This is a genomic window from Pseudomonas piscis (assembly GCF_009380155.1).
GTDB classification, from domain to species: Bacteria; Pseudomonadota; Gammaproteobacteria; order Pseudomonadales; family Pseudomonadaceae; genus Aquipseudomonas; species Aquipseudomonas piscis.
Map to the genome: position 1 here is coordinate 1,121,684 of NZ_WHUV01000001.1, position 19,016 is coordinate 1,140,699.

18 protein-coding genes are annotated in these 19,016 nt (G+C 64.1%); 9 read left to right on the plus strand and 9 right to left on the minus strand.

The genetic code is table 11. The features are described 5' to 3' along the window. The first annotated feature begins 133 nt into the window (after nt 1-133). Together GDH07_RS05305 and GDH07_RS05310 are read left to right on the plus strand one after the other, a co-directional pair. Nucleotides 134-715 carry a YceI family protein gene (locus tag GDH07_RS05305; RefSeq protein ID WP_022642783.1) on the plus strand — a complete coding sequence of 194 codons (582 nt, stop codon included), beginning with the start codon at nt 134-136 and terminating at the stop codon, nt 713-715. Nucleotide 716: 1 nt separating this feature from the next. Further along, nucleotides 717-1,874, plus strand: a complete 1,158-nt coding sequence (locus GDH07_RS05310; protein ID WP_085596105.1) for a phospholipase D-like domain-containing protein — start codon at nt 717-719, stop codon at nt 1,872-1,874. A 231-nt stretch (nt 1,875-2,105) separates the two neighbouring features. On the opposite strand, the gene bglX is transcribed toward GDH07_RS05310, so the two are convergent. Then, nucleotides 2,106-4,397: a beta-glucosidase BglX gene (gene bglX, locus GDH07_RS05315; protein WP_152896846.1), complete on the minus strand. Its 2,292-nt coding sequence runs from the start codon at nt 4,395-4,397 to the stop codon at nt 2,106-2,108. A 332-nt stretch (nt 4,398-4,729) separates the two neighbouring features. Between bglX and GDH07_RS05320 the strand changes: the two genes are divergently transcribed. The 5 genes from GDH07_RS05320 (at nt 4,730) to GDH07_RS05340 (ending at nt 9,042) form a co-directional block, all read left to right on the plus strand. After that, nucleotides 4,730-5,338, plus strand: coding sequence for a LemA family protein (locus GDH07_RS05320; protein ID WP_022642785.1), 609 nt, complete (start codon nt 4,730-4,732; stop codon nt 5,336-5,338). Further along, nucleotides 5,338-6,261, plus strand: coding sequence for a TPM domain-containing protein (locus tag GDH07_RS32645; RefSeq protein WP_152896847.1), 924 nt, complete (start codon nt 5,338-5,340; stop codon nt 6,259-6,261). Before GDH07_RS05320 ends, GDH07_RS32645 begins: the two co-directional genes overlap by 1 nt. Nucleotides 6,262-6,294: 33 nt before the next feature. Continuing rightward, on the plus strand, nt 6,295-7,047 hold the full coding sequence (locus GDH07_RS05330) for a TPM domain-containing protein (protein WP_152896848.1): 753 nt from the start codon (nt 6,295-6,297) through the stop codon (nt 7,045-7,047). A 30-nt stretch (nt 7,048-7,077) separates the two neighbouring features. Further along, nucleotides 7,078-7,695: a TPM domain-containing protein gene (locus GDH07_RS05335; RefSeq protein ID WP_152896849.1), complete on the plus strand. Its 618-nt coding sequence runs from the start codon at nt 7,078-7,080 to the stop codon at nt 7,693-7,695. A 129-nt stretch (nt 7,696-7,824) separates the two neighbouring features. Beyond that, entirely contained in the window at nt 7,825-9,042 is a 1,218-nt protein-coding gene (locus GDH07_RS05340) for a class I SAM-dependent methyltransferase (protein WP_152896850.1), read from the plus strand. Here GDH07_RS05340 and GDH07_RS05345 read toward each other — a convergent pair. Further along, nucleotides 9,030-9,944, minus strand: a complete 915-nt coding sequence (locus tag GDH07_RS05345) for a DMT family transporter (protein ID WP_152896851.1) — start codon at nt 9,942-9,944, stop codon at nt 9,030-9,032. The two genes, GDH07_RS05340 and GDH07_RS05345, sit on opposite strands and share 13 nt — an antisense overlap. Nucleotides 9,945-10,225: 281 nt before the next feature. Here GDH07_RS05345 and GDH07_RS05350 point away from each other — a divergent pair, with 281 nt between their 5' ends. Beyond that, nucleotides 10,226-10,807, plus strand: a complete 582-nt coding sequence (locus GDH07_RS05350) for a DJ-1/PfpI family protein (protein WP_152896852.1) — start codon at nt 10,226-10,228, stop codon at nt 10,805-10,807. A gap of 14 nt (nt 10,808-10,821) precedes the next feature. Beyond that, nucleotides 10,822-11,124, plus strand: a complete 303-nt coding sequence (locus GDH07_RS05355; protein WP_152896853.1) for a ribbon-helix-helix domain-containing protein — start codon at nt 10,822-10,824, stop codon at nt 11,122-11,124. Nucleotides 11,125-11,271: 147 nt separating this feature from the next. On the opposite strand, the gene GDH07_RS05360 is transcribed toward GDH07_RS05355, so the two are convergent. The 7 genes from GDH07_RS05360 to GDH07_RS05390 form a co-directional block, all read right to left on the minus strand. Then, nucleotides 11,272-11,892 carry a hypothetical protein gene (locus tag GDH07_RS05360; RefSeq protein ID WP_152896854.1) on the minus strand — a complete coding sequence of 207 codons (621 nt, stop codon included), beginning with the start codon at nt 11,890-11,892 and terminating at the stop codon, nt 11,272-11,274. A 9-nt stretch (nt 11,893-11,901) separates the two neighbouring features. Then, nucleotides 11,902-12,192 carry a hypothetical protein gene (locus GDH07_RS05365; RefSeq protein ID WP_246195903.1) on the minus strand — a complete coding sequence of 97 codons (291 nt, stop codon included), beginning with the start codon at nt 12,190-12,192 and terminating at the stop codon, nt 11,902-11,904. A 198-nt stretch (nt 12,193-12,390) separates the two neighbouring features. Continuing rightward, a complete protein-coding gene (locus GDH07_RS05370; protein ID WP_152896856.1) occupies nt 12,391-14,952 on the minus strand; it encodes a TonB-dependent receptor in 2,562 nt (853 codons plus the stop codon). Between the two features lie 121 nt (nt 14,953-15,073). Then, nucleotides 15,074-16,036: a FecR family protein gene (locus GDH07_RS05375; RefSeq protein WP_152896857.1), complete on the minus strand. Its 963-nt coding sequence runs from the start codon at nt 16,034-16,036 to the stop codon at nt 15,074-15,076. Then, the gene (locus tag GDH07_RS05380) at nt 16,033-16,581 is read right to left on the minus strand and encodes an RNA polymerase sigma factor (RefSeq protein WP_022642796.1); all 549 of its coding nucleotides are present in this window, start codon (nt 16,579-16,581) and stop codon (nt 16,033-16,035) included. Before GDH07_RS05380 ends, GDH07_RS05375 begins: the two co-directional genes overlap by 4 nt. Before the next feature lie 154 nt (nt 16,582-16,735). Further along, nucleotides 16,736-18,319, minus strand: a complete 1,584-nt coding sequence (locus GDH07_RS05385) for a rhodanese-related sulfurtransferase (RefSeq protein WP_152896858.1) — start codon at nt 18,317-18,319, stop codon at nt 16,736-16,738. Continuing rightward, nucleotides 18,316-18,945: a cysteine dioxygenase family protein gene (locus GDH07_RS05390; RefSeq protein WP_152896859.1), complete on the minus strand. Its 630-nt coding sequence runs from the start codon at nt 18,943-18,945 to the stop codon at nt 18,316-18,318. The genes GDH07_RS05385 and GDH07_RS05390 overlap by 4 nt, the downstream gene beginning before the upstream one ends. Nucleotides 18,946-19,016: the final 71 nt, after the last annotated feature.

Sequence of the window (19,016 nt, forward strand, 5' to 3'; positions counted from 1 at the left end):
GGCCTGGCCATGATTGCCGACACCTCTTTTGGCACCGTATCAATCGCCTTTAGCCCCGGCTAACGGTGTCCCGAGGGTTTGCCAGCCTCCGGACGCCCGGTTAAGGTGGCGCCTTCTGTTCTCGGGAGCTTGCATGCGTACCTCGATCCGCCTTCTTCTCAGCCTGCTGGCAGTGCTGGCCCTTCCGGCCCAGGCCAACTGGTACCTGGACAACGAGTCCTCGCGTATTTCCTTCGTGACCACCAAGAACGCCAGCATTTCCGAGGTCCAGCGCTTCCTGGTGCTGCATGGCAAGGTCGATGGCAAGGGACTGGCCCAGCTGCAGCTGGAGCTGGACTCGGTCAGCAGCGGCATCCCCCTGCGTGACGAACGCATGCGCCAGGACCTGTTCCAGGTCCAGCAGTTTCCCGAGGCCCGGGTCACTGCGCAGATCAACCTGCGGCCGATCAACGACCTGGCCAATGGCGCGCAGATCGAACTGCTGCTGCCGATCACGGTGAGCCTGCACGGCCAGGAGCACACCTACAACGCCGAGTTGCTGGCCACGCGCCTGGACGAGCGGCGTTTCCAGGTGGTGACCCTGGAGCCCCTGGTCCTCAACGCCGAGGATTTCAACCTGGCGCCGGGCCTGGACAGCCTGCGCAAGGTCGCCGGTTTGTCGGCCATCAGTTTCTCGGTACCGGTGGGTGCGGTGCTGATCTTCACGGCGCGCTGAAATGCGCGGAGCGGTTTTCCCCTGGCGCGAAGGCAACCGCTTCGAGTTACTGGTCGACGGGCCCGAGTTCTTCCCACGCATGCTGGTGGCCATTGCCCGCGCCCAGCAGCAGGTGGAGCTGGAGTTGTACCTGGTGGAAGCCGGCTCCTGCGCGCAGGCCATGGTCCAGGCGCTGGTCCAGGCCGCCGAGCGCGGCGTGCGGGTACGCTGCCTGTTCGACGACTATGGCAGCCTGGCCTTCACCCAGGCCCTGCGCCGCAGCTTGACCGACGCTGGCGTCGAGCTGCGCTTGTACAACCGCCTGCAGTGGCGCCAGGGCTGGCTCAACCTCTATCGCGATCATCGCAAGCTGCTGTTGGTGGACCGCTCCCTGGCGGTGGTAGGGGGAACCGGGGTCACCGACGAATTCTGGCTGCCGGAACGCAACAGCTGCGACTGGCACGAGGTGATGGTGCAGATCAGCGGCCCGATGGTGGCTGACTGGCAGGTGCTGTTCGACCGCCAATGGGATGCCAACCCGCATCGCGGAGCCTGGAAACCCAACGCCGATTTCGGCCTGCAACGCTTGCCGCGCCTGCCCGATAGCGGCGAGGGCATGGGCCGGGTGGCCTATGCCGATGCCCGCCAGCATCGCGATATCCTGCATTCGTTGATCCGGGCCCTGCACAGCGGCCAACGACGGGTCTGGCTGGCCACGCCGTACTTCCTGCCCACCTGGTCGGTGCGTCGCTCGCTGCGCAAGGCGGCGGCCCGGGGCCTGGATGTGCGCCTGCTGCTGACCGGCCCCCGTACCGACCACCCGGCGGTGCGCTATGCCGGGCACCGCTACTATCCGCGCCTGCTCAAGGCCGGGGTGCGGATCTTCGAATACCAGCCCTGTTTCCTGCACCTGAAGATGGTGCTGGTGGACGATTGGGTGAGCGTCGGCTCATGCAACTTCGACCACTGGAACCTGCGCTTCAACCTGGAAGCCAACCTGGAAGCCCTGGACCCGGCGCTGACCGCCGCAGTGGTGGCGAGCTTCGAGAGGGACTTTGTCCAGAGCGAGGAGGTCAGCCTGGCGGTGTGGCGCAACCGGCCTTTGTGGCGCCGGATCAAGCAGCGGATCTGGGGCTGGGTCGATCGCCTGGTGGTCAACCTGCTGGATCGGCGCGGCTGACCGTCACGGCTGATACGGCTGACTGTAGCCGCTGCCGCAGGCTGCGCATGAGCGCGAAGCGGTCGCGGCGGTCGTGGGTCCGATGGAGGCTTGGCGAGAGATCGACAAGCAAGGTCCTGCGGACCTTTGCGCAGCCTCCCAGGCTCGGCAGCGGCTGCAGATATTGCAGCGATTGCGGGGATTGCAGAGGCAGCCGGCCGACGCAGGTCATGCGCCAGCCGGTGAGGGGGATCAGAGCAGTTCGAAGCTCTGTTGCTGGACGTCCTGGGAATCCAGGCCGATCTGTACGTTGAAGTCGCCAGGTTCGGCGGCGTACTTGAGCTGGGCGTTGTAGAACTTCAGGTCGTCTTCGTTGATGTCGAAGCGGATGACCTTCTCTTCGCCGGCCTTGAGCATGACCTTCTGGAAGTTCTTCAGCTCCTTGATCGGACGAATGATCGAGCCGGCCACATCCTGGATGTACAACTGCACCACGGTCTCGCCATCACGCTTGCCGGTGTTCTTCAAGGTCACGCTGGCCTCCAGCTTGCCGCCCTTGTGCAAGGTGGTGGCGGACAGGGCCATGTCCGACAGGCTGAAGCGGGTGTAGCTCAAGCCATAGCCGAACGGGAACAGCGGGCCGGTGATGTCATCGAAGTACTGCGAGGTGTAGTTGCCCGGCTTGCCCGGGGTGAACGGCCGGCCGATGGTCAGGTGGTTGTAGTAGGTCGGGATCTGGCCCACGGAGCGCGGGAAGGTGATCGGCAGCTTGCCCGAGGGGTTGTAGTCGCCGAACAGCACGTCGGCGATGGCGTTGCCGCCCTCGGTGCCGCTGAACCAGGTTTCCAGGATCGCGTCGGCCTGCTGGTTTTCCTCCAGCAGGGTCAGTGGCCGGCCATTCATCAGCACCAGCACCAGGGGCTTGCCGGTGGCCTTGAGGGCCTTGATCAGCGCCCGCTGGCTGGCCGGGATGTTCAGCTCGGTGCGGCTCGAGGATTCATGGGACATGCCCCGCGACTCGCCCACGGCGGCGACGATCACGTCAGAAGCCTGGGCTGCCTTCACGGCCTCGTCGATCATCTGTTGCGCCGGGCGTGGGTCGTCCACCACTTCCGGGGCGTCGAAGTTGAGGAAGTTCAGGTAGTCCACCACCTTCTTGTCGTCGGTGATGTTCGAGCCCCTGGCGTAGACCAGCCGGGCCTGGTCGCCCAGCACATTGCGCATGCCGTCGTAGAGGGTCACCGATTGCGCCGGCACGCCGGCGGCGGCCCAGCTGCCCATCATGTCGATCGGGGCCTTGGCCAATGGGCCGACCACGGCGATCCTGGCGGTCTTTTTCAGCGGCAGGGTGTCGTTCTGGTTCTTCAACAGCACCAGGCTGCGCCGGGCGATATCCCGGGCGTCGCTGCGGTGCAGGCGGCTCTCGGCGTTGGTGTCGGCCGGATCGTCCTCGGCCTTGCCGATGCGCAGGTACGGATCCTTGAACAGGCCCATGTCGTACTTGGCCCCCAGGACTTCACGCACGGCGTTGTCGATGTCCTTCTCTTCGATCTCGCCGGACTTGAGCAGCCCGGGCAATTCCTTGCCATACAGCGAGTCGTTCATGCTCATGTCGATGCCGGCCTTGATCGCCAGCTTGGCGGCCTCGCGACCGTCCTTGGCGACGCCATGGCGGATCAGTTCGATGATCGCGCCGTGGTCGCTCACCGCCAGGCCCTTGAAGCCCCACTCCTTGCGCAGCAGGTCGTTCATCAACCAGGTGTTGGAGGTGGCGGGCACGCCATTGATCGAGTTCAGGGCCACCATCACCCCGCCGGCACCGGCGTCGATCGCCGCGCGGTAGGGCGGCAGGTAGTCCTGGTACATCTTCACCGGGCTCATGTCGACGATGTTGTAGTCGCGACCGCCTTCCACCGCGCCGTACAGGGCGAAGTGCTTGACGCTGGCCATGATGCTGTCGGGTGCCGCCGGGCTCTTGCCCTGGTAGGCGTTGACCATCACCTTGGCGATTCGCGAGACCAGGTAGGTGTCTTCGCCGAAGCCTTCGGAAGTCCGTCCCCAGCGTGCATCGCGGGAGATGTCGACCATCGGTGCGAAGGTGATGTCCAGGCTGTCGGCGCTGGCTTCCTGGGCGGCGATACGCCCGGAGCGGCCGATGGCGTCCATGTCCCAGCTGGAGGCCAGGGCCAGGCTGATGGGGAAGATGGTCCGGTGGCCGTGGATCACGTCGTAGGCGAAGAACATCGGGATCTTCAGGCGGCTGCGCATGGCCGCGTCCTGCATCGGCCGGTTTTCCGGGCGCGAGATGGAGTTGAAGGTGGCTCCGATATTACCGGCGGCGATCTCCTTGCGGATCAGTTCCCGGGGCATTTCCGGGCCGATGCTGATCAGGCGCAACTGGCCGATCTTTTCCTGCAGGGTCATCCGCTTGAGCAGATCGGTGATAAAGGCTTCCTTGTTCTCCAAGGGGACCGGGGCAGACTCGGCCAATACAGGGTGACTGGCCAGGCTGACCAGCAGCCCCAGCAAACACAGCTTCTTCATGAATTTGTTCTCAAGGGCTCAAGACCGACGCATGAGTGACGCGCCGAACAGCCAAAATTTAGGGGGCAGCTATTGTTGTTCAGATAATTCCCGCACACTTCAGACCGTGTGAAAACTGCTGCATTCGGCAATACGGCGTTAAAAACAGGCTTGTCTTGCCTTGACTCGCGACGTTTTCACACAGTCTTATTTCTGAACTCTTTTTCGCGCTGGGCATCTTTTAGCCCATCAGCCCGATGCATTCCAGTAGCGTTGGCAGATTTTGCCCTGCCAGGGCCTGAAAACACGGGCAAAAGATTCTCTTCAACCAGGTTGTGCAAGGAGCCTCACCCATGAACCTCACCCAAAGCCTGCGCTCGAGCTGGCCTGTCGCCGCCCTGTTGCTGCTCACCAGCCTGCTCAGCGGCTGCGGCATCAACAACATTCCTACCCTCGACGAGCAGGTCAAGGCCGATTGGGGCCAGGTGCAGAACCAGTACCAGCGTCGTGCCGACCTGATTCCCAACCTGGTGGAGACCGTCAAGGGCTACGCCAAGCACGAGCAGGAAACCCTGACTGCGGTGATCGAGGCCCGGGCCAAGGCGACCTCGATCCAGGTGGACGCCAGCACCCTGGATAACCCGGAAAAACTCAAGCAGTTCCAGCAGGCCCAGGACCAGTTGAGCGGTGCCCTGAGCCGCCTGATGGTGGTTTCCGAGCGCTACCCGGATCTCAAGGCCAACCAGAACTTCCTGGCCCTGCAATCCCAGCTCGAGGGCACCGAGAATCGTATCGCCGTGGCCCGCCGTGACTTCATCCTCGCGGTGCAGAAGTACAACACCGAGATCCGCACCTTCCCCGGTCGCCTGTGGCACAGCCTGATGTACAGCGACTTGCCGGTGCGTGAGTCGTTCGAGGCCACCAGCCCCGACGCCGACAAGGCCCCGCAAGTGAAATTCTGATGAACCACGGGCAGCGCGTGCTGCGAGGCGCGCTGCTGTGGCTATGGCTGGTGAGTGGCGCCGTACTGGCGCAGCAACCAGGGCCAACGCCCACGGATGGGGTGCAGTTGCGTTCGGCGCAACCCACTGTCCAGGTCGAGCCCGCACCGGCTACTGCGACAGCGGTGCCGCTTGAAAGCCTGTTCCCCAAGCTGACGGGCAGGGTGGTGGACACGGCGCAGATGCTCACGCCTTCGGCGCAGGTCTACCTGACGCAGATGCTCGAACGGCTCGAGCAGAGCACCACCGACCAGGTGGTGGTGGTCACTGTGCCGAGCCTGGGCGGCTACAGCATCGAGGAGTTTGGCCTGCGACTGGGGCGGCACTGGGGGATCGGCCAGAAGGACAAGAACAACGGAGTCCTGCTGCTGGTGGCCAAGGACGATCGCAAGGTGCGGATCGAAGTGGGCTACGGCCTGGAAGGGCGGATCGACGATATCTGGGCGCACCTCATTATCAACGACTCGATCATTCCGTATTTCAAGGATGAGCTGTACTCCTCCGGGATCATTACCGGCACCACCTCCATCGTGCGTCTGCTGGAGCCCAACAGCACGCGGATGCTGGCGCACCGCTGGGTGGTGCAGAGCTGGTACCAGCAGATCGAATGGATGTGGTGGTTCAAGGTGTTGTTCTTCCTGGTGTTCGCCGTCTTGCCCCTGGGCGCGATCCTGGCTTCGTGGCGCAACAGCGAGACTGAACCAGGCCGTGCCAGCGATGATCCGCCCACACGTGAACCCAGGGCCGAGCGTGATTCGGGATCGAGCAGTTCATTCGACTGGTTCGACTCCGGCAGTTCGAGTTCCGGCTCAAGTTCCGATTCGGATGGTTTCAGGGGCGGCGGTGGCGGTTTTGGTGGTGGCGGGGCATCCGGCAGTTGGTAGTGCAAGCGAAAAGTCATTGAGGACGAGGTGCTGATGCGACTCTATAAAATCGGCCTGGTGCTGTTGCTCTGGGTCTTGGCGATTTCGGCCCAGGCCGAGCTGAAGTTCCCGGCCCTGAGCGGGCGGGTGGTGGACGATGCGCAGATGCTCGAGCCGGCCACGCGCGCCCAGTTGACCCAGGAACTTGCAGCCCATGAGCAGGCCACCAGTGAACAATTGGTGGTGGTGACCCTGGCGAACCTGCAGGGCGCCACCATCGAGGATTATGGCTACCAGCTGGGGCGCCACTGGGGCATCGGCCAGAAGGACAAGAACAACGGCGCGCTGCTGATCGTCGCCCGGGATGAGCGCAAGCTGCGCATCGAAGTGGGCTATGGCCTGGAGGATCGCCTGACCGATGCCCAGGCCTCGGTGATCATCAACCAGGTCATCACCCCGGCGTTCAAGAACGGGCAGTTCAGCAAGGGCATCAGCGACGGGGTTTCGGCGATGCTCCTGGTGCTGGGCGGCACGCCGCTGGATGAGCCAGCCACCGCTTACGGCACGGGTGAGAGCAGCGCTCAGGATGATTTTGTCCAGCGTCACCCGTTGCTGTTCATCTTCCTGGTGCTGCTGTTCATCCTGGTGATCATGGTCGCGCAGGCGCTCGGTTTGATCTCCACCACCAGCGGCCGCGGTGGCGGTGGTGGCTTCGGAGGCGGCGGATTTGGCGGCGGGTCCGGCGGTGGCGGTTTCAGCGGTGGCGGCGGCAGCTTCGGCGGCGGTGGTTCGTCCGGTGGCTGGTAACTCAAAATAAAAAATCGGATATCCAACGACATGGCATTACTCAGTGAATTCGAACAACGGCAGGTGGCCGAAGCCATTGCCCGGGTGGAGCAGCAAACCGACGCCGAACTGGTGACGGTGCTGGCCGCCCGAGCCGACGACTACGCCTATATCCCGCTGCTCTGGGCCAGCCTCGTGGCGCTGGTGGTGCCAGGCCTGGTGCACTACACCACCGGCTGGCTGAACATGCACCTGTTGTTGCTGGCGCAATGGGCGACCTTCATCGTGCTGTGCCTGGTGTTCCGCCTGCCGCGGATCACCACCCGGCTGATCCCGCGTTCGGTAAGGCATTGGCGGGCCTCGAACCTGGCCCGGCGCCAGTTCCTCGAGCAGAACCTGCACCACACCGTGGGTGGTACCGGGGTGCTGATCTTCGTCAGCGAGGCCGAGCGCTACGTGGAGATCCTGGTGGACGAGGGTATTTCCAAGCGCCTGGACGACAAGCGCTGGGACACCATCGTCCGCGCCTTCACCCAGCAGGTGAGGCAAGGCCAGACCTTGCAGGGCTTTCTCGACTGCATCGACTCCAGTGGCGAGCTGCTCAAGGAGCATGTGCCCCTGACCCAATCGCGCAACGAGCTGCCCAACCGCCTGGTGGTGCTCAACTGAGCCCTGAGGGCTCGGTTGCTGAAGAATCTGCGCCGTCGGGTCAATAACTCCGTGCCCCGACGGCCTATCCCCCCTAAAATACCCGCCATTTCCCGATTCGCTCCCCGCACCGCCCGAGGCTCCAGCCCCATGTCCGTCACCGCACCTTCCGTCCGGCCCGCGCCGGACCACCATGCCCAGTTCCTGCAATTGCTGGAGACCAGCCTGGCGCAAAACGCCTTCATCAAGCTGGTACTGGCCAAGCACGTGGGCGCCGAGGCGGACCTGCAACGGCTGATCATCAAGCAGCTGACGGTCAAGGAGCAGCCGTGCCTGTCCTTCGTCTATCGCTACAAGACCCGCGATATCACCAAGAACCTGCCCCTGGCCGAAGGTGTGGCGAGTATCGCCGGGCTGCTCCCGGCCTCTTTCAAGAATGCCCACTTGCTGACCCTGTCCGATGAGGTCCAGCTGGAGTACAGCAAGAAGGGCAAGAGTTCGTTGTTCAAAGGCAAGCCGCAAACCCAGCGCGATGTGCCGTCCGCCGAGCACAACCGCGAGAAGAACCGCTTCCTCGACCTGGATCGGCCGTTCCTCGCCGACCTGGGCGTGACCAACAAGCAGCACGAGCTGATTCCGGCGATGTCGCGCAAGTGGAAGCAGATCAACAAGTTCATCGAAGTCTTCAGCCATGCCCTGGGCAGCTCGCCGATCGACCTTGCGCAACCGGTGCGAGTGGCGGACTTCGGCTCAGGCAAGGGGTACCTGACCTTCGCCATCCACGACTACCTGCGCAATACCCTCAAGGCCCAGGGCGAAGTCACCGGGGTCGAGCTGCGCGAGGACATGGTGACCCTGTGCAACGCCGCCGCGCAGCGCCTGGAGCATCCCGGCCTGGTGTTCAAGTGCGGTGACGTGCGCAGCGTGGCCCCCAGCGAACTGGAAGTGATGATCGCCCTGCATGCCTGCGACATCGCCACCGACTACGCGATCCACACCGGCATCCGCTCCGGGGCGGCGATCATCATGTGCTCGCCGTGCTGCCACAAGCAGATCCGCCAGCAGATCCAGAGCCCGGCGTTGCTCAAGCCGATGCTGCAATACGGCCTGCACCTGGGGCAGCAGGCGGAGATGGTCACCGACAGCCTGCGGGCGCTGTTCCTCGAGGCCTGTGGTTACGAAACCAAGGTCTTCGAGTTCATCTCCCTGGAGCACACCAACAAGAACAAGATGATCCTTGCGGTCAAGCGCGCCGAACCCCAGGACCCGACCCAGTTGCTGGCGCGGATCGACGAACTCAAGGCCTTCTACCGCATCAGCGAACACTGCCTGGAAACCCTGCTCAAGGCCGACGGCTACCTCGGCTGAGGGCTGGCCGGCGGGGTGGGGAGCGGTGCCGCGGGGCGCACTGCGGTGTTGCGCCCCAGGACCACTGTGAGGATCACGCCCACCGCGAACACCCAGGTGATGGGCTGCACCTGTTCACCGAAGAACAGGGCGGAAAAGGCGATGGTGAAGAAGATCTGCAACAGCTGGATCTGGCTCACCCGGGCAATTCCACCCATGGCCAGTCCGGCATACCAGGCGAAAAATCCCAGGAACTGGGAAAACAGCGCAACGTAGCCGAAGGCCCACCAGGTCCTCATGGAAATCGCCCCCTGATGCTGCGCCGCCAGGTACCACACCGGACCGATCAGCAGCGGCGTGGACAGCACCAGTGCCCAGCAGATCACCTGCCAGCCGCCCATTTCCCGCGCCAGCCGACCCCCTTCGGCATAACCCAGGCCACCTACGGCTATCGCCCCGAGCATCAGCAAGTCACCGGCCTGGATGCTGCCCGCGCCGCTGATCAGCGCATAACCCAGCACCAGCGTGCTGCCCAGGGCCGCACAGGCCCAGAAGGCCTTCGAAGGTCGCTCGTGGGACAGCCACGCCGCATACAGCGCCACGCACAATGGCTGCAGGCCGTTGACCAGGGCGCCATGGGACGCGGGCAGGGTTTGCATGGCCCAGGCCGACAGCACCGGAAAGCCGAGGATTACCCCGAGAATCACTACGCTCAGGCCCTTGACCTGTTTCCAGGTCGGCCATTTCTCCCGGCGCCAGAGCAGCAGCAAGGCTGCCGGGACCGCCGCGAACAACGCCCGCCCCAGGCCGTTGAGCAACGGGTGCATTTGCTCCACCACGATCCGGGTGAAGGGCAGGGTCAGGCTGAAAATGATGACACCCAGCAGGCCGAGGACCATGCCGGTGTTTTCGCGTGAGGACATGATGGCTACCAGAATTCGCACAGGGACACAGGTGCTTGCATCTAGCCATAAAGCCGCGTGACCCTGCTGCTACAGCTAGGTACAGAGTTGTCCGTACAGTTGGAGAACAGCAGCCACAAGCCACAAGCTGCAAGAGTCAGGGCATCCACTTGCAGCCTGCAGCCTGCAGCCTGGCGCTTGAAGCTTGCCGCTGTAGTACCCCGTTATTACCCGGGCTGGTGAATTGGAACTACCTTGAACACTTCTTCTGCCCACGTCTTTCCCTGAAAGGAGTCCATTCCATGGCCGCGAAAAAAATCCTCATGCTGGTTGGCGACTACGTCGAAGACTACGAAGCGATGGTGCCGTTCCAGGCCCTGCAGATGGTCGGGCACACGGTGCACGCCGTGTGCCCGGACAAGAGCGCCGGGCAGACCGTGCGCACCGCCATCCACGACTTCGAGGGCGACCAGACCTACAGCGAGAAGCCCGGGCACCTGTTCGCCCTGAACTTCGACTTCGCCAAGGTGCAGTCCAGCGACTACGACGCGCTGCTGATCCCCGGCGGCCGTGCCCCGGAATACCTGCGCCTGAACGAACAGGTGCTGCAACTGGTCAAGGAGTTCGACCGGGCTGGCAAGCCGATTGCCGCGGTGTGCCACGGTGCGCAACTGCTGGCGGCGGCGGGCATCCTCGAAGGCCGCGAATGCAGCGCCTACCCGGCCTGCGCTCCGGAAGTGCGGTTGGCGGGAGGCACCTATATCGATATCCCCGTGACGCAAGGCCATGTCCAGGGCAACCTGGCCACCGCCCCGGCCTGGCCGGCCCATCCCAATTGGCTGGCCGGTTTCCTGGGCTTGCTGGGCACCCGCATCAGCCTGTAAGCGAGGACCGCGCCATGTGCGAGCTGTACGTCAAGGCCGACCCGATCCTCTACGAATCGCGTTCGCGTTCGCTGCGCATCTGTGGCGTGGTCACCACCTTGCGCCTGGAAAACCAGTTCTGGGACATCCTCAGCGAGATCGCCGAAGTGGACGGCATGACTACCAACCAGCTGATTGCCAAGCTGTATGAAGAGGTCATGGACTACCGTGGCGAGGTGGTGAACTTCGCCTCCTTCCTGCGGGTCAGCTGCACCCGCTACCTGAGCCAGCGACGCACCACCGCCCCCAACCTCAACCTGGTTCGCCTCAACCGATGAGCCGTAGCCACTGCTGAGCCTGCGAAGCTGCGCACGCTCCGAAGGGGCGCAAGGTCTGCGCTGTAGATGTCAAGCAAGGTCCTGCGGACCTTTGCGCAGCCGCAAAAGCTCGACAGCGACTACAGGGCCTCTGCTCAAGGCTGAAGGTCACAGCCCCAGGCGCACCAGCTGGCGCAGGTCGGCGATCACCGCCGGGTTGCCGCCTTCGAGCACATCCAGGCGAATCTGCGCGATCAGAGATTTCAGCAGTTCGGTCTGGGTCATCCGCGTCGCCTGCAGCAGGCGCGCGAGATCCTCGGCCACATAGTGGTTGACCTTCAGCGACAGGCGTTTCATTGCATTCACGGCAGGTATCTGGCGGACCTCGGCCTGTTGGGCCAGGTACTGGGCGAAGTCGTCGTGCACTTGTTCCAGGGCAGGTACAAGGGGGGCGCTGAAGTAATAGCTGAAGAACAGCTTGCGCATCTGCACCCCGGCGTCTTCGGCCACCGAGTGCATCGCGGCGTCCAGCACGTCGAGGTAGACCGCAGGCAGCCGCGCCTCGATGGAGGTCAGTTGCTGGCGGCGCGCTTCCTTGATCGCCGGGGTCGACTGGGGGGGAATGGCTACCGTGGTAGCGCACTGATCGCAGACCCCCACCAGGATCTCCCGGGCCTGGCCGTTGCCGTCGCTGAAGGGCACGTCGCGCCGGGTGTAGGTAATGCCCACGACCTGCTGGCAATGCTCACAAAGTGCCTTGCCCCGGTCGCCCTGCAGATAGAGTTTCATGGGTTGTCCTCATCGGTGAACGCTGATGAACCACGCATCTGGCTCGATAAAGTAGAACTTGATGTACCAGCCCGCCTTCCTTAGCACATGGAAGGCAAGGTCCGGGGCGCTGTGGTGGGCACTGCACTGGTGGTCGCTGCCCTTGCAGGCGACGATGACCTCGATCAGTTGGCCGGCCGAAACCTCGCCGGTGGCCAGCAGGTTCTTGACCTCGATCGAGCCGCGTGCGGCATGTAGATAGTTACCGCTCTGTAGTGCATTGATCAGGTCCCGCCTGACCTTCCTGAAACCTCTGTCCATGATGCTTGTCTGTTTGTACGATAATATTCGTACGAGATCAATGGAGCGTTGGCTGAAAGCGCCCAAAGGCATTCCAACGGTTTTCAGGGGGGAGGTCGATCCTAGCCCAGGGAGGGCCAGTGGGAGGGCGAAGCTAAAGGTTTGCAATACATCGGTGGTGCTTCGCCTGGCGCAGCGTGCTGTGCCAGGCGAAGGCCTTCAGAAGAACCGCGTCACGCTGATCTTGGCGTTGCGCCCCAGGCTGTAGGCGTTGTCGCCACTGAGCGGCGGGCGGTAGTCGCGGTTGAACATGTTGTCCAGGGTGAAGTTGACTTCGGTGCCCTTGAGGTAGGCCTGCTGGGGTTTCCAGTTGGCGAACAGCCCGTGCACGTTGTAGCGGTCGTTGCCGTACTGGTTCCAGTAGGAGTCGCCCAAGTCGCTGGCCGGGCCGCTGGGGTACTTGTCGCTGGGCAGGCGGTCGGTCTGGCGCACCCATTGGCCCTGCCAGCCCACCTGGGCATCCCACTGGGGAATCTTCAGGCCCAGGGTCGCCACCCATTTGCGCGGCGGAATGTCCCGGGCCCAGACGTTCGGCCCCCAGGGGTTGGTGTAGGCGCCCTGGTGCTTGCCGGTGATCCACGAATAGGACAGGGCGCCGAATAGGTAGGTGGAGTCGTAGTAGCTTTCGACTTCGAAGCCCTTGATGGTCAGGTCGCCGATATTGCGATACACCGACATCGGCGACTCCTTGCACACCTGGGCGATGCTCTTGCCGGTGCTCAATTGTTCCGCGCAGCCGATCCCGGTGGCCTTGAGAATCTCGTCGCTGATCTTGTTCTGGAACACCGTGGTGCGGATCTGCGCGCTGTCGTTGTCGGTCAGCAGCTTGGAGAAGTTGTGGATGGTTCCCGCCCGCAGCGCGGTGATGCGTTCCGGGTCCAGGTTGCGGCTGGTGGCCGAGCGGGTGCTGCCGGGGGCCTGCACTTCGTACTGTTCGTCGATCACTGGCGCGCGCCAGGTCTTGCTGTAGTCGGCGAACAGCGCCAGGTTCGGGTTGACGTTCCAGTACGCCGAGAGTCGTGGCGACCAGCCGGTGTAGGTCTTGTCGCCATAGTCATGGCCGTCCTTGGGGTTGGTGCTGTTGTACAGCGGCGCGTCGTTTTCCTGGCCACGGTTGCGCACATGGTCATAGCGTAGCGACGGGGTCAGGGTGAAGTCCCCTAGGGTCACCGCGTCCTGAATGTAGAAGGCGTTGTTGTCGACCTTGCCATGGGGCATGAACCCCGGCTGGTAGTGGCCGTAGTTGTACTTGGGCACTTCATAGGTCTTGCCCGGCATCCACATGTCCACCTTGCGGGTGTGCTTGCGGATCTGGCTGCCGAGAGTCAAGGCGTGGTCCAGAGGACCGGTGCTGAAGCGGCTGATGTTGGTCACTTCGAGGATCTTGTCCTCGTAGCCCACGGTGATCTTGCGCCCGCCGGTGACCGGTTGATAGAAGGCGGTCGGGCCGCGTTCGTCGGTCTGATCGGTCTTGGAGTTGGAATACTGGACCTTGAGGTCGACCCAGGGGTTGTCCACCGGCTGGTACTCGTACTTGGTCAGCCAGGTGGTGTCTATGGTGTTGCGCTGGGCCAGGTAGCGCTTGGTGGCGCCGTCATAGCCGTACTTGTCGATGTTGGCCTTGCTTGGCGGCTCCGGGTAGTTCTTGGCCGAGAAGGGCGCCCAGATATCGCTGTCGGAGCTGCTGTAGGTGAAGCCCAGGCGCTGCTCGTCGGTCAGTTGCATGTTGAGCTTGAATAGCTGGCCGTCCAGGTCCTGGGCGGTATTGGGCAGGCGCTTGGGGTTGACCAGGTACTGGTTGCGCGGATCGGGGATCGAGCTGGCCAGCTTCATGTCGTCGCCATCGCGTTTGGTCCAGTAGGCCAGGGCATCGAAGCGATGATCGTCGGTGCGGCCATAGACCGCAGAGGTGTAGGCCTGCTGATGGTCGTTGCTGCTGTAGCCGTACTTGACCATGGCACCGACATTGCGTCCGTCCTGCAACAGGTCCGGGGCGTCTTTGGTCTCGGTGTGCACGGTGCCGCCGAAGCCGCCGTTGCCGGTCTTGGGCGAGTGCGGGCCCTTTTCCACCTCGACCCGGCGGATCAGTTCCGGCTCGATGAAGATCACCCCTTGCTGGTAGCGCTCGAAACCGCTCTTGGTGGCGCCGTCGACGGTGATCGGCACATCCTCGGCGTCTCCCAGGCCCCAGATATTGATGGTCTGGCCACCCGGTTTCAGCGAGCCGCCCAGGCTCACGCCGGGCAGGGTATCGATCAGGCTGACCACGTTGTTGGCCTGGTGGCGATCGATCTCCGCCTGGTTCAGGGTCGAGCGGCCGACGCTGGAGGAGTCCACCACCGAGCCGTTGCCGATCACGCTCATGGCCCCCAGTTGCAAGGCCGAGCCGCTGCTCTGGCTGGTTTCGGCAGGGCGCACGATATAGGTGTTGTCGACTTTGACCAGGCTGAACTGGCCATTGCGCAGCAACTGGCGGATCGCCTCTTCCGGGCTGTAGTCGCCTTGCAGGGCTGGCGCCTTGGCGTTACGCAGCAGTTGCTCGTCGAACAGCAGCTGGATTTTCGCTTGCTGGGCGATCTGGCTCAGGGACGCGGCCAGGGGCTGCGCCGGCAACTGGAAATGGAGTGATCCGGCATGGGCCTGCAGGCTGAAGGCCAGGCAGGCGGCCAGCAGGGTCGGGCGGGTACGGACTAACGGAACAGGCAAGAGCGCGCGAAACATGACTTCCCCCAGAGCGGCTTAAAGGCCAGAAAAGCGCTGCGGACAAATCGCAGACGGGAGGAAGACGGGGCAGTGAAAAAAAACCTCATATGCAAATGAAAAATATTCTCATGTATCGCATTCAACGGGCTTCGATCTTCACCTGGCCATCGGCCAGGGTCACGGTTTTAACCGGTATCAGCGCGGGCAGGGCCTTGATCAGCGCATCCGGATCGTTGACGTCCAGGTTGCCGGAAACCTTGTATGCACCCAGTGGACCTTCGGCCAGTTGCACCGGCTGGCGGCGGTAAAGGTTCAGCTCGTCCACCAGGCTGGCCAGGTCGCGGTTGCGAAAGGCCAGGTGCCCGGTACGCCAGTCGGCCACGTCATCGTTGTCCAGGGTCTGCTGACGCAGGGTGCCCTTCTGCAAGTCGTAGATGGCTCGTTGCCGAGCGCCCAGCAGTGCCAGGTCGTCGGTCCGGCCGTCGGGGCTGAAGGCCACCTGGCCATGGGCGACGCTGACCACCAGCTGGTGCTGGCCGCGCCGCACGTCGAAGGCGGTACCCACCACCCGCACCTTGGCTGCACCGCTGTGGACCCACAACGGACGCTCCTTGTCGGCGGCCACCTCCAGGTACAGCTGGCCCTGTTGCAAGTAGACATCGCGCTGCTGCGCACTGAAGTCGACCTTCACCCGGGTGTTGGCATTCACATACAAAGTGCTGCCATCGGGCAACTTGAAAGCCCGGGCCCCGTGTTCCTGGGCCGCGATCTGCTGGACATGGGGAGCCGGGGAGGTTCCCAGGTTGAGCGCCAGCACCGCGCACAGCACGGCGGCGGCCGCTGCCAGGGCCGGGCGCCAGGTCGGTGACTTGCGCCGGGGCAGGGGGATCGGACGGCTCAGTTGCTGCAACTGCGCCAGGTCGACCCAGAGTTCTTCGAATTCGGCATAGGCCCGGGCATGGGCCGGATGTGCCATCCAGGCATCGAAGGCCTTGCGGCTGGCGCGATCCGGGTCGTTGCGGTTACGGGCGAACCAACTGGCGGCCTCGACATCGATCTGCTCGCTGTCGTTGTCGTCGTGGCGGCCGGGAAAGCGGGTCATTCAGGCAGCTCCTTGCCGTTTTCTCGTTGTAGGTGCTGCTTGCAGTGCAGCAGGGCAAAGGCGATGTGTTTTTCCACCATGCTGATGGAAATCCCCATGCGCTCGGCAATCTGCGCCTGGCTCAGCCCTTCGAAGCGGTGCAGCATAAGGGCTTCGCGGCGGCGCGGCGAGAGCTGGGCAAGGACTTCCTTCAATTGTTCCAGGCGTTGCAGGCGCTGGGCGGCGGGCAGCGGCTCATGCCGTTCGTCGGCCAGGGGCTCGTTGTCGAAGCTTTCTTCGGGATGGGCCTCCTGGTGCGCCTTGGAGCGCACCTGCTGGCGCCGCCAATGGTCACGCAACAGGTTGCGTGCCATCTGGAACAGGAAGGCCCGGGGCTGTTCCACCTGGGCCCGATCACGGTAGTCGAGCCACTGGGTGAATACGTCCTGGGTCATGTCCGCCGCGTCGCTGGCGTTGTCCGTGCGCTTGCGCAGGAAATGCAGGATATCCGCATAGAACCCGCGAACTGAGTCCACCGAAGCAGAGTCGGGCTTGGAGCGAGACATGGATATCCTTCTTGACGACGCGTTGGGCAGGAGGTCGCGAATGATATCGAGAATTATTGCTATTTGTCACTTGGCCATTTGATGGCACTTTCCAGGCGCCCAACAGCCCCCCGCAACGGCTTGTCGACCCGTGCCGACAAGCCGTTGGCTGCCTTCAGATCACGAAGAACCCATGGGTGCCATCGCGTCCCAGCTGCGCCACCAGGCCGAACTCCCAGTCCAGGTAGGCCTGCATGGCGTCCCGGGGATTGTCGGTGCCCTCATAAGGGCGCCGGTAGCGATCGATGCGAGGCGAGGCCAGGCGCTGCTGGCCTTGCTCCACGGGCAGCCCGGCTTCGATCCAGGCACTGGTGCCGCCGCTGAGAACGAACACCGGGCGTTGGGCCAGGGCCTGCAAATGCGGGGCGACGAAGCGCGCCAGCAGGCTGCTGCCGCAGGTGAGGACGAAGCGCTCGGGCGGCGGCAGTTGCTCCAGGGCCTGGGCCAGTTGGCTGGGCAAGACCCACCAGGCACCAGGGATATGGCGTTGTACATGGTTGGCGCTGGCAGTGACGTCCAGCACCAGGGTGCCGGGCTCGCGCAGCCAGTCGGCCAGGGTCCGCGGACTGATTTCCTCGACCGCCGGGCTGTCCGGCAACGGCGCCTGCCACGCCCCGCGCACGCTGAAATCGCTGCCCCGCAAGCCGTCGAGCACGGCCACTTGCCAGCCCATCTGCGCCAGCCAGGAAGCGCTCATGTTGGCCCGCACGCCATCGTCGTCCACCAGCACCAGGCGCGCGCCGCGCACGCTGGCGAAATGGTCGGTCTCCTGCACCAGCTGGCCGCCTGGGGTGGAGCGGGCAGCGGGCAGGTGGCCGGCGGCGAATTCTTCCGGGCTGCGCACATCGAACAGGTAGCTGGTGCGCTGGGGTTCGGCCTGCCAGCGGCGCCACTGGGCCAGGTCGATGCGCGCCACGTCGGCCCGATCGGCCACCGCCCGGGCCGCGGCCTGGGCTTGCGCGCGATGGGCGCCGACGTGTGCGCTGAAGCGCCGCTGCTGGCCGTGTTCCAGGGCCTGGCCGGCGAGTGTCCAGCCGATGGTGCCGTTGCGCAGGGCCGCCACCGGGTTGGGAATACCTGCGTTCACCAGCGATTGGGTGCCGATGATGCTGCGGGTGCGTCCGGCGCAGTTGACCACCACCCGGGTTTGCGGATCGGGCGCCAGTTCGCGGACCCGCAGCACCAGCTCGGCCCCGGGCACGCTGGTACTGCCAGGGATGCTCATGGTCTGGTACTCGTCGAAGCGCCGGGCGTCGAGCACCACCAGGTCGGCTTGTTGATCGAGCAAGGCCTGCAACTCCTCGGCGGCCAGCGATGGCGTGTGGCGCTCGGCCTCCACCAGTTCGCCAAAGGCCTTGCTCGGTACGTTGACGTCCTTGAACAACTCGCCACCGGCGTTGCGCCAACCGTCGAGGCCGCCCGCAAGCAAGGCGACATCGCTGTAGCCCAGTTGCCGCAGGCGGGTCGCAGCGCGTTCGGCCAGACCTTCGCCCTGGTCGTAGAGGGTGATGGCGGTATCGCGCCTGGGGATGCGCGCATACACCTCCAACTCCAGTTTCGACAGCGGGATATTGGCGGCGAACAGCGGATGGGCTTCGGCGAAGGGCGCTTCTTCACGCACGTCCACCAGGGCCAGCTCCTGGCGTTCGAGCAGGGCCTGGCGAATCTGTGCCGGGCTGCGGGTCGGGAAATCGGTCATTGCAGGGGCTCCTTCGACAGGTCCCAGAGGTTGGGCAGCAAGGTATTGGAATAGCCGGAGATGAAGAGCTTCTCGTGACCGTCCAGGTCGTGCACCCCACGCCGCACCGCGCCGATGTTGGCACCGTAGACATGGATGCTGATGGACACCCGGTCGGCATGGGCGTTGGTCACCTGGTGGATATCGCCAATATTCGGTGACACCGCTTCCACCTGGCCCGGCACCAGGCGCACCGGTGCCCCGGCAGGTTGCAGGCGGCCGCCGGCCAGGCGCTCGAAGCCCTGGGAGTCCTCGGCGCCGCGCAGCATGCCGATCAGGCCCCAGGTGCGGTGGTCATGAATCGGCGTGCGTTGGCCCGGGCCCCAGACGAAGCTGACGACGCAGAAGCGTTGGCGCGAGTCGACGTGCAGCAGGAATTGCTGGTAGCGCTGCGGATCGGCCTGGGCGAAGGCGTCGGGCAGCCAGTCGTCCTGGCTCACCAGGCGTTGCAGCAAAGCCGCGCCCTGGTCCAGGACCCGGGCTTCGTCGGGATGACTGTCGAGCAATTCGGCCAACTCGCCGATGAAGCCGCGCAGGCGGGCCAGGTTGGGTGAGGCGATGGAGACGGTCGAGGCGTTGTGGGGCATGGATTCCCTCCGTGGACACAGGACGAGCGACACGAACTACACGGTCGAGCTAAAAGGTATTATTCTTATCG

What these genes read in the sequence shown, in the direction of transcription:
- GDH07_RS05340 (WP_152896850.1), top strand. Translation starts at nt 7,825, where the DNA reads ATGTCCGTCACCGCACCTTCCGTCCGGCCCGCGCCGGACCACCATGCC.
- GDH07_RS05350 (WP_152896852.1), top strand. Translation starts at nt 10,226, where the DNA reads ATGGCCGCGAAAAAAATCCTCATGCTGGTTGGCGACTACGTCGAAGAC.
- GDH07_RS05390 (WP_152896859.1), bottom strand. Translation starts at nt 18,945, where the DNA reads ATGCCCCACAACGCCTCGACCGTCTCCATCGCCTCACCCAACCTGGCC.
- bglX (WP_152896846.1), bottom strand. Translation starts at nt 4,397, where the DNA reads ATGAAGAAGCTGTGTTTGCTGGGGCTGCTGGTCAGCCTGGCCAGTCAC.
- GDH07_RS05375 (WP_152896857.1), bottom strand. Translation starts at nt 16,036, where the DNA reads ATGACCCGCTTTCCCGGCCGCCACGACGACAACGACAGCGAGCAGATC.
- GDH07_RS05310 (WP_085596105.1), top strand. Translation starts at nt 717, where the DNA reads ATGCGCGGAGCGGTTTTCCCCTGGCGCGAAGGCAACCGCTTCGAGTTA.
- GDH07_RS05365 (WP_246195903.1), bottom strand. Translation starts at nt 12,192, where the DNA reads ATGGACAGAGGTTTCAGGAAGGTCAGGCGGGACCTGATCAATGCACTA.
- GDH07_RS05380 (WP_022642796.1), bottom strand. Translation starts at nt 16,581, where the DNA reads ATGTCTCGCTCCAAGCCCGACTCTGCTTCGGTGGACTCAGTTCGCGGG.
- GDH07_RS05370 (WP_152896856.1), bottom strand. Translation starts at nt 14,952, where the DNA reads ATGTTTCGCGCGCTCTTGCCTGTTCCGTTAGTCCGTACCCGCCCGACC.
- GDH07_RS05335 (WP_152896849.1), top strand. Translation starts at nt 7,078, where the DNA reads ATGGCATTACTCAGTGAATTCGAACAACGGCAGGTGGCCGAAGCCATT.
- GDH07_RS05320 (WP_022642785.1), top strand. Translation starts at nt 4,730, where the DNA reads ATGAACCTCACCCAAAGCCTGCGCTCGAGCTGGCCTGTCGCCGCCCTG.
- GDH07_RS05355 (WP_152896853.1), top strand. Translation starts at nt 10,822, where the DNA reads ATGTGCGAGCTGTACGTCAAGGCCGACCCGATCCTCTACGAATCGCGT.
- GDH07_RS05385 (WP_152896858.1), bottom strand. Translation starts at nt 18,319, where the DNA reads ATGACCGATTTCCCGACCCGCAGCCCGGCACAGATTCGCCAGGCCCTG.
- GDH07_RS05305 (WP_022642783.1), top strand. Translation starts at nt 134, where the DNA reads ATGCGTACCTCGATCCGCCTTCTTCTCAGCCTGCTGGCAGTGCTGGCC.
- GDH07_RS32645 (WP_152896847.1), top strand. Translation starts at nt 5,338, where the DNA reads ATGAACCACGGGCAGCGCGTGCTGCGAGGCGCGCTGCTGTGGCTATGG.
- GDH07_RS05330 (WP_152896848.1), top strand. Translation starts at nt 6,295, where the DNA reads ATGCGACTCTATAAAATCGGCCTGGTGCTGTTGCTCTGGGTCTTGGCG.
- GDH07_RS05345 (WP_152896851.1), bottom strand. Translation starts at nt 9,944, where the DNA reads ATGTCCTCACGCGAAAACACCGGCATGGTCCTCGGCCTGCTGGGTGTC.
- GDH07_RS05360 (WP_152896854.1), bottom strand. Translation starts at nt 11,892, where the DNA reads ATGAAACTCTATCTGCAGGGCGACCGGGGCAAGGCACTTTGTGAGCAT.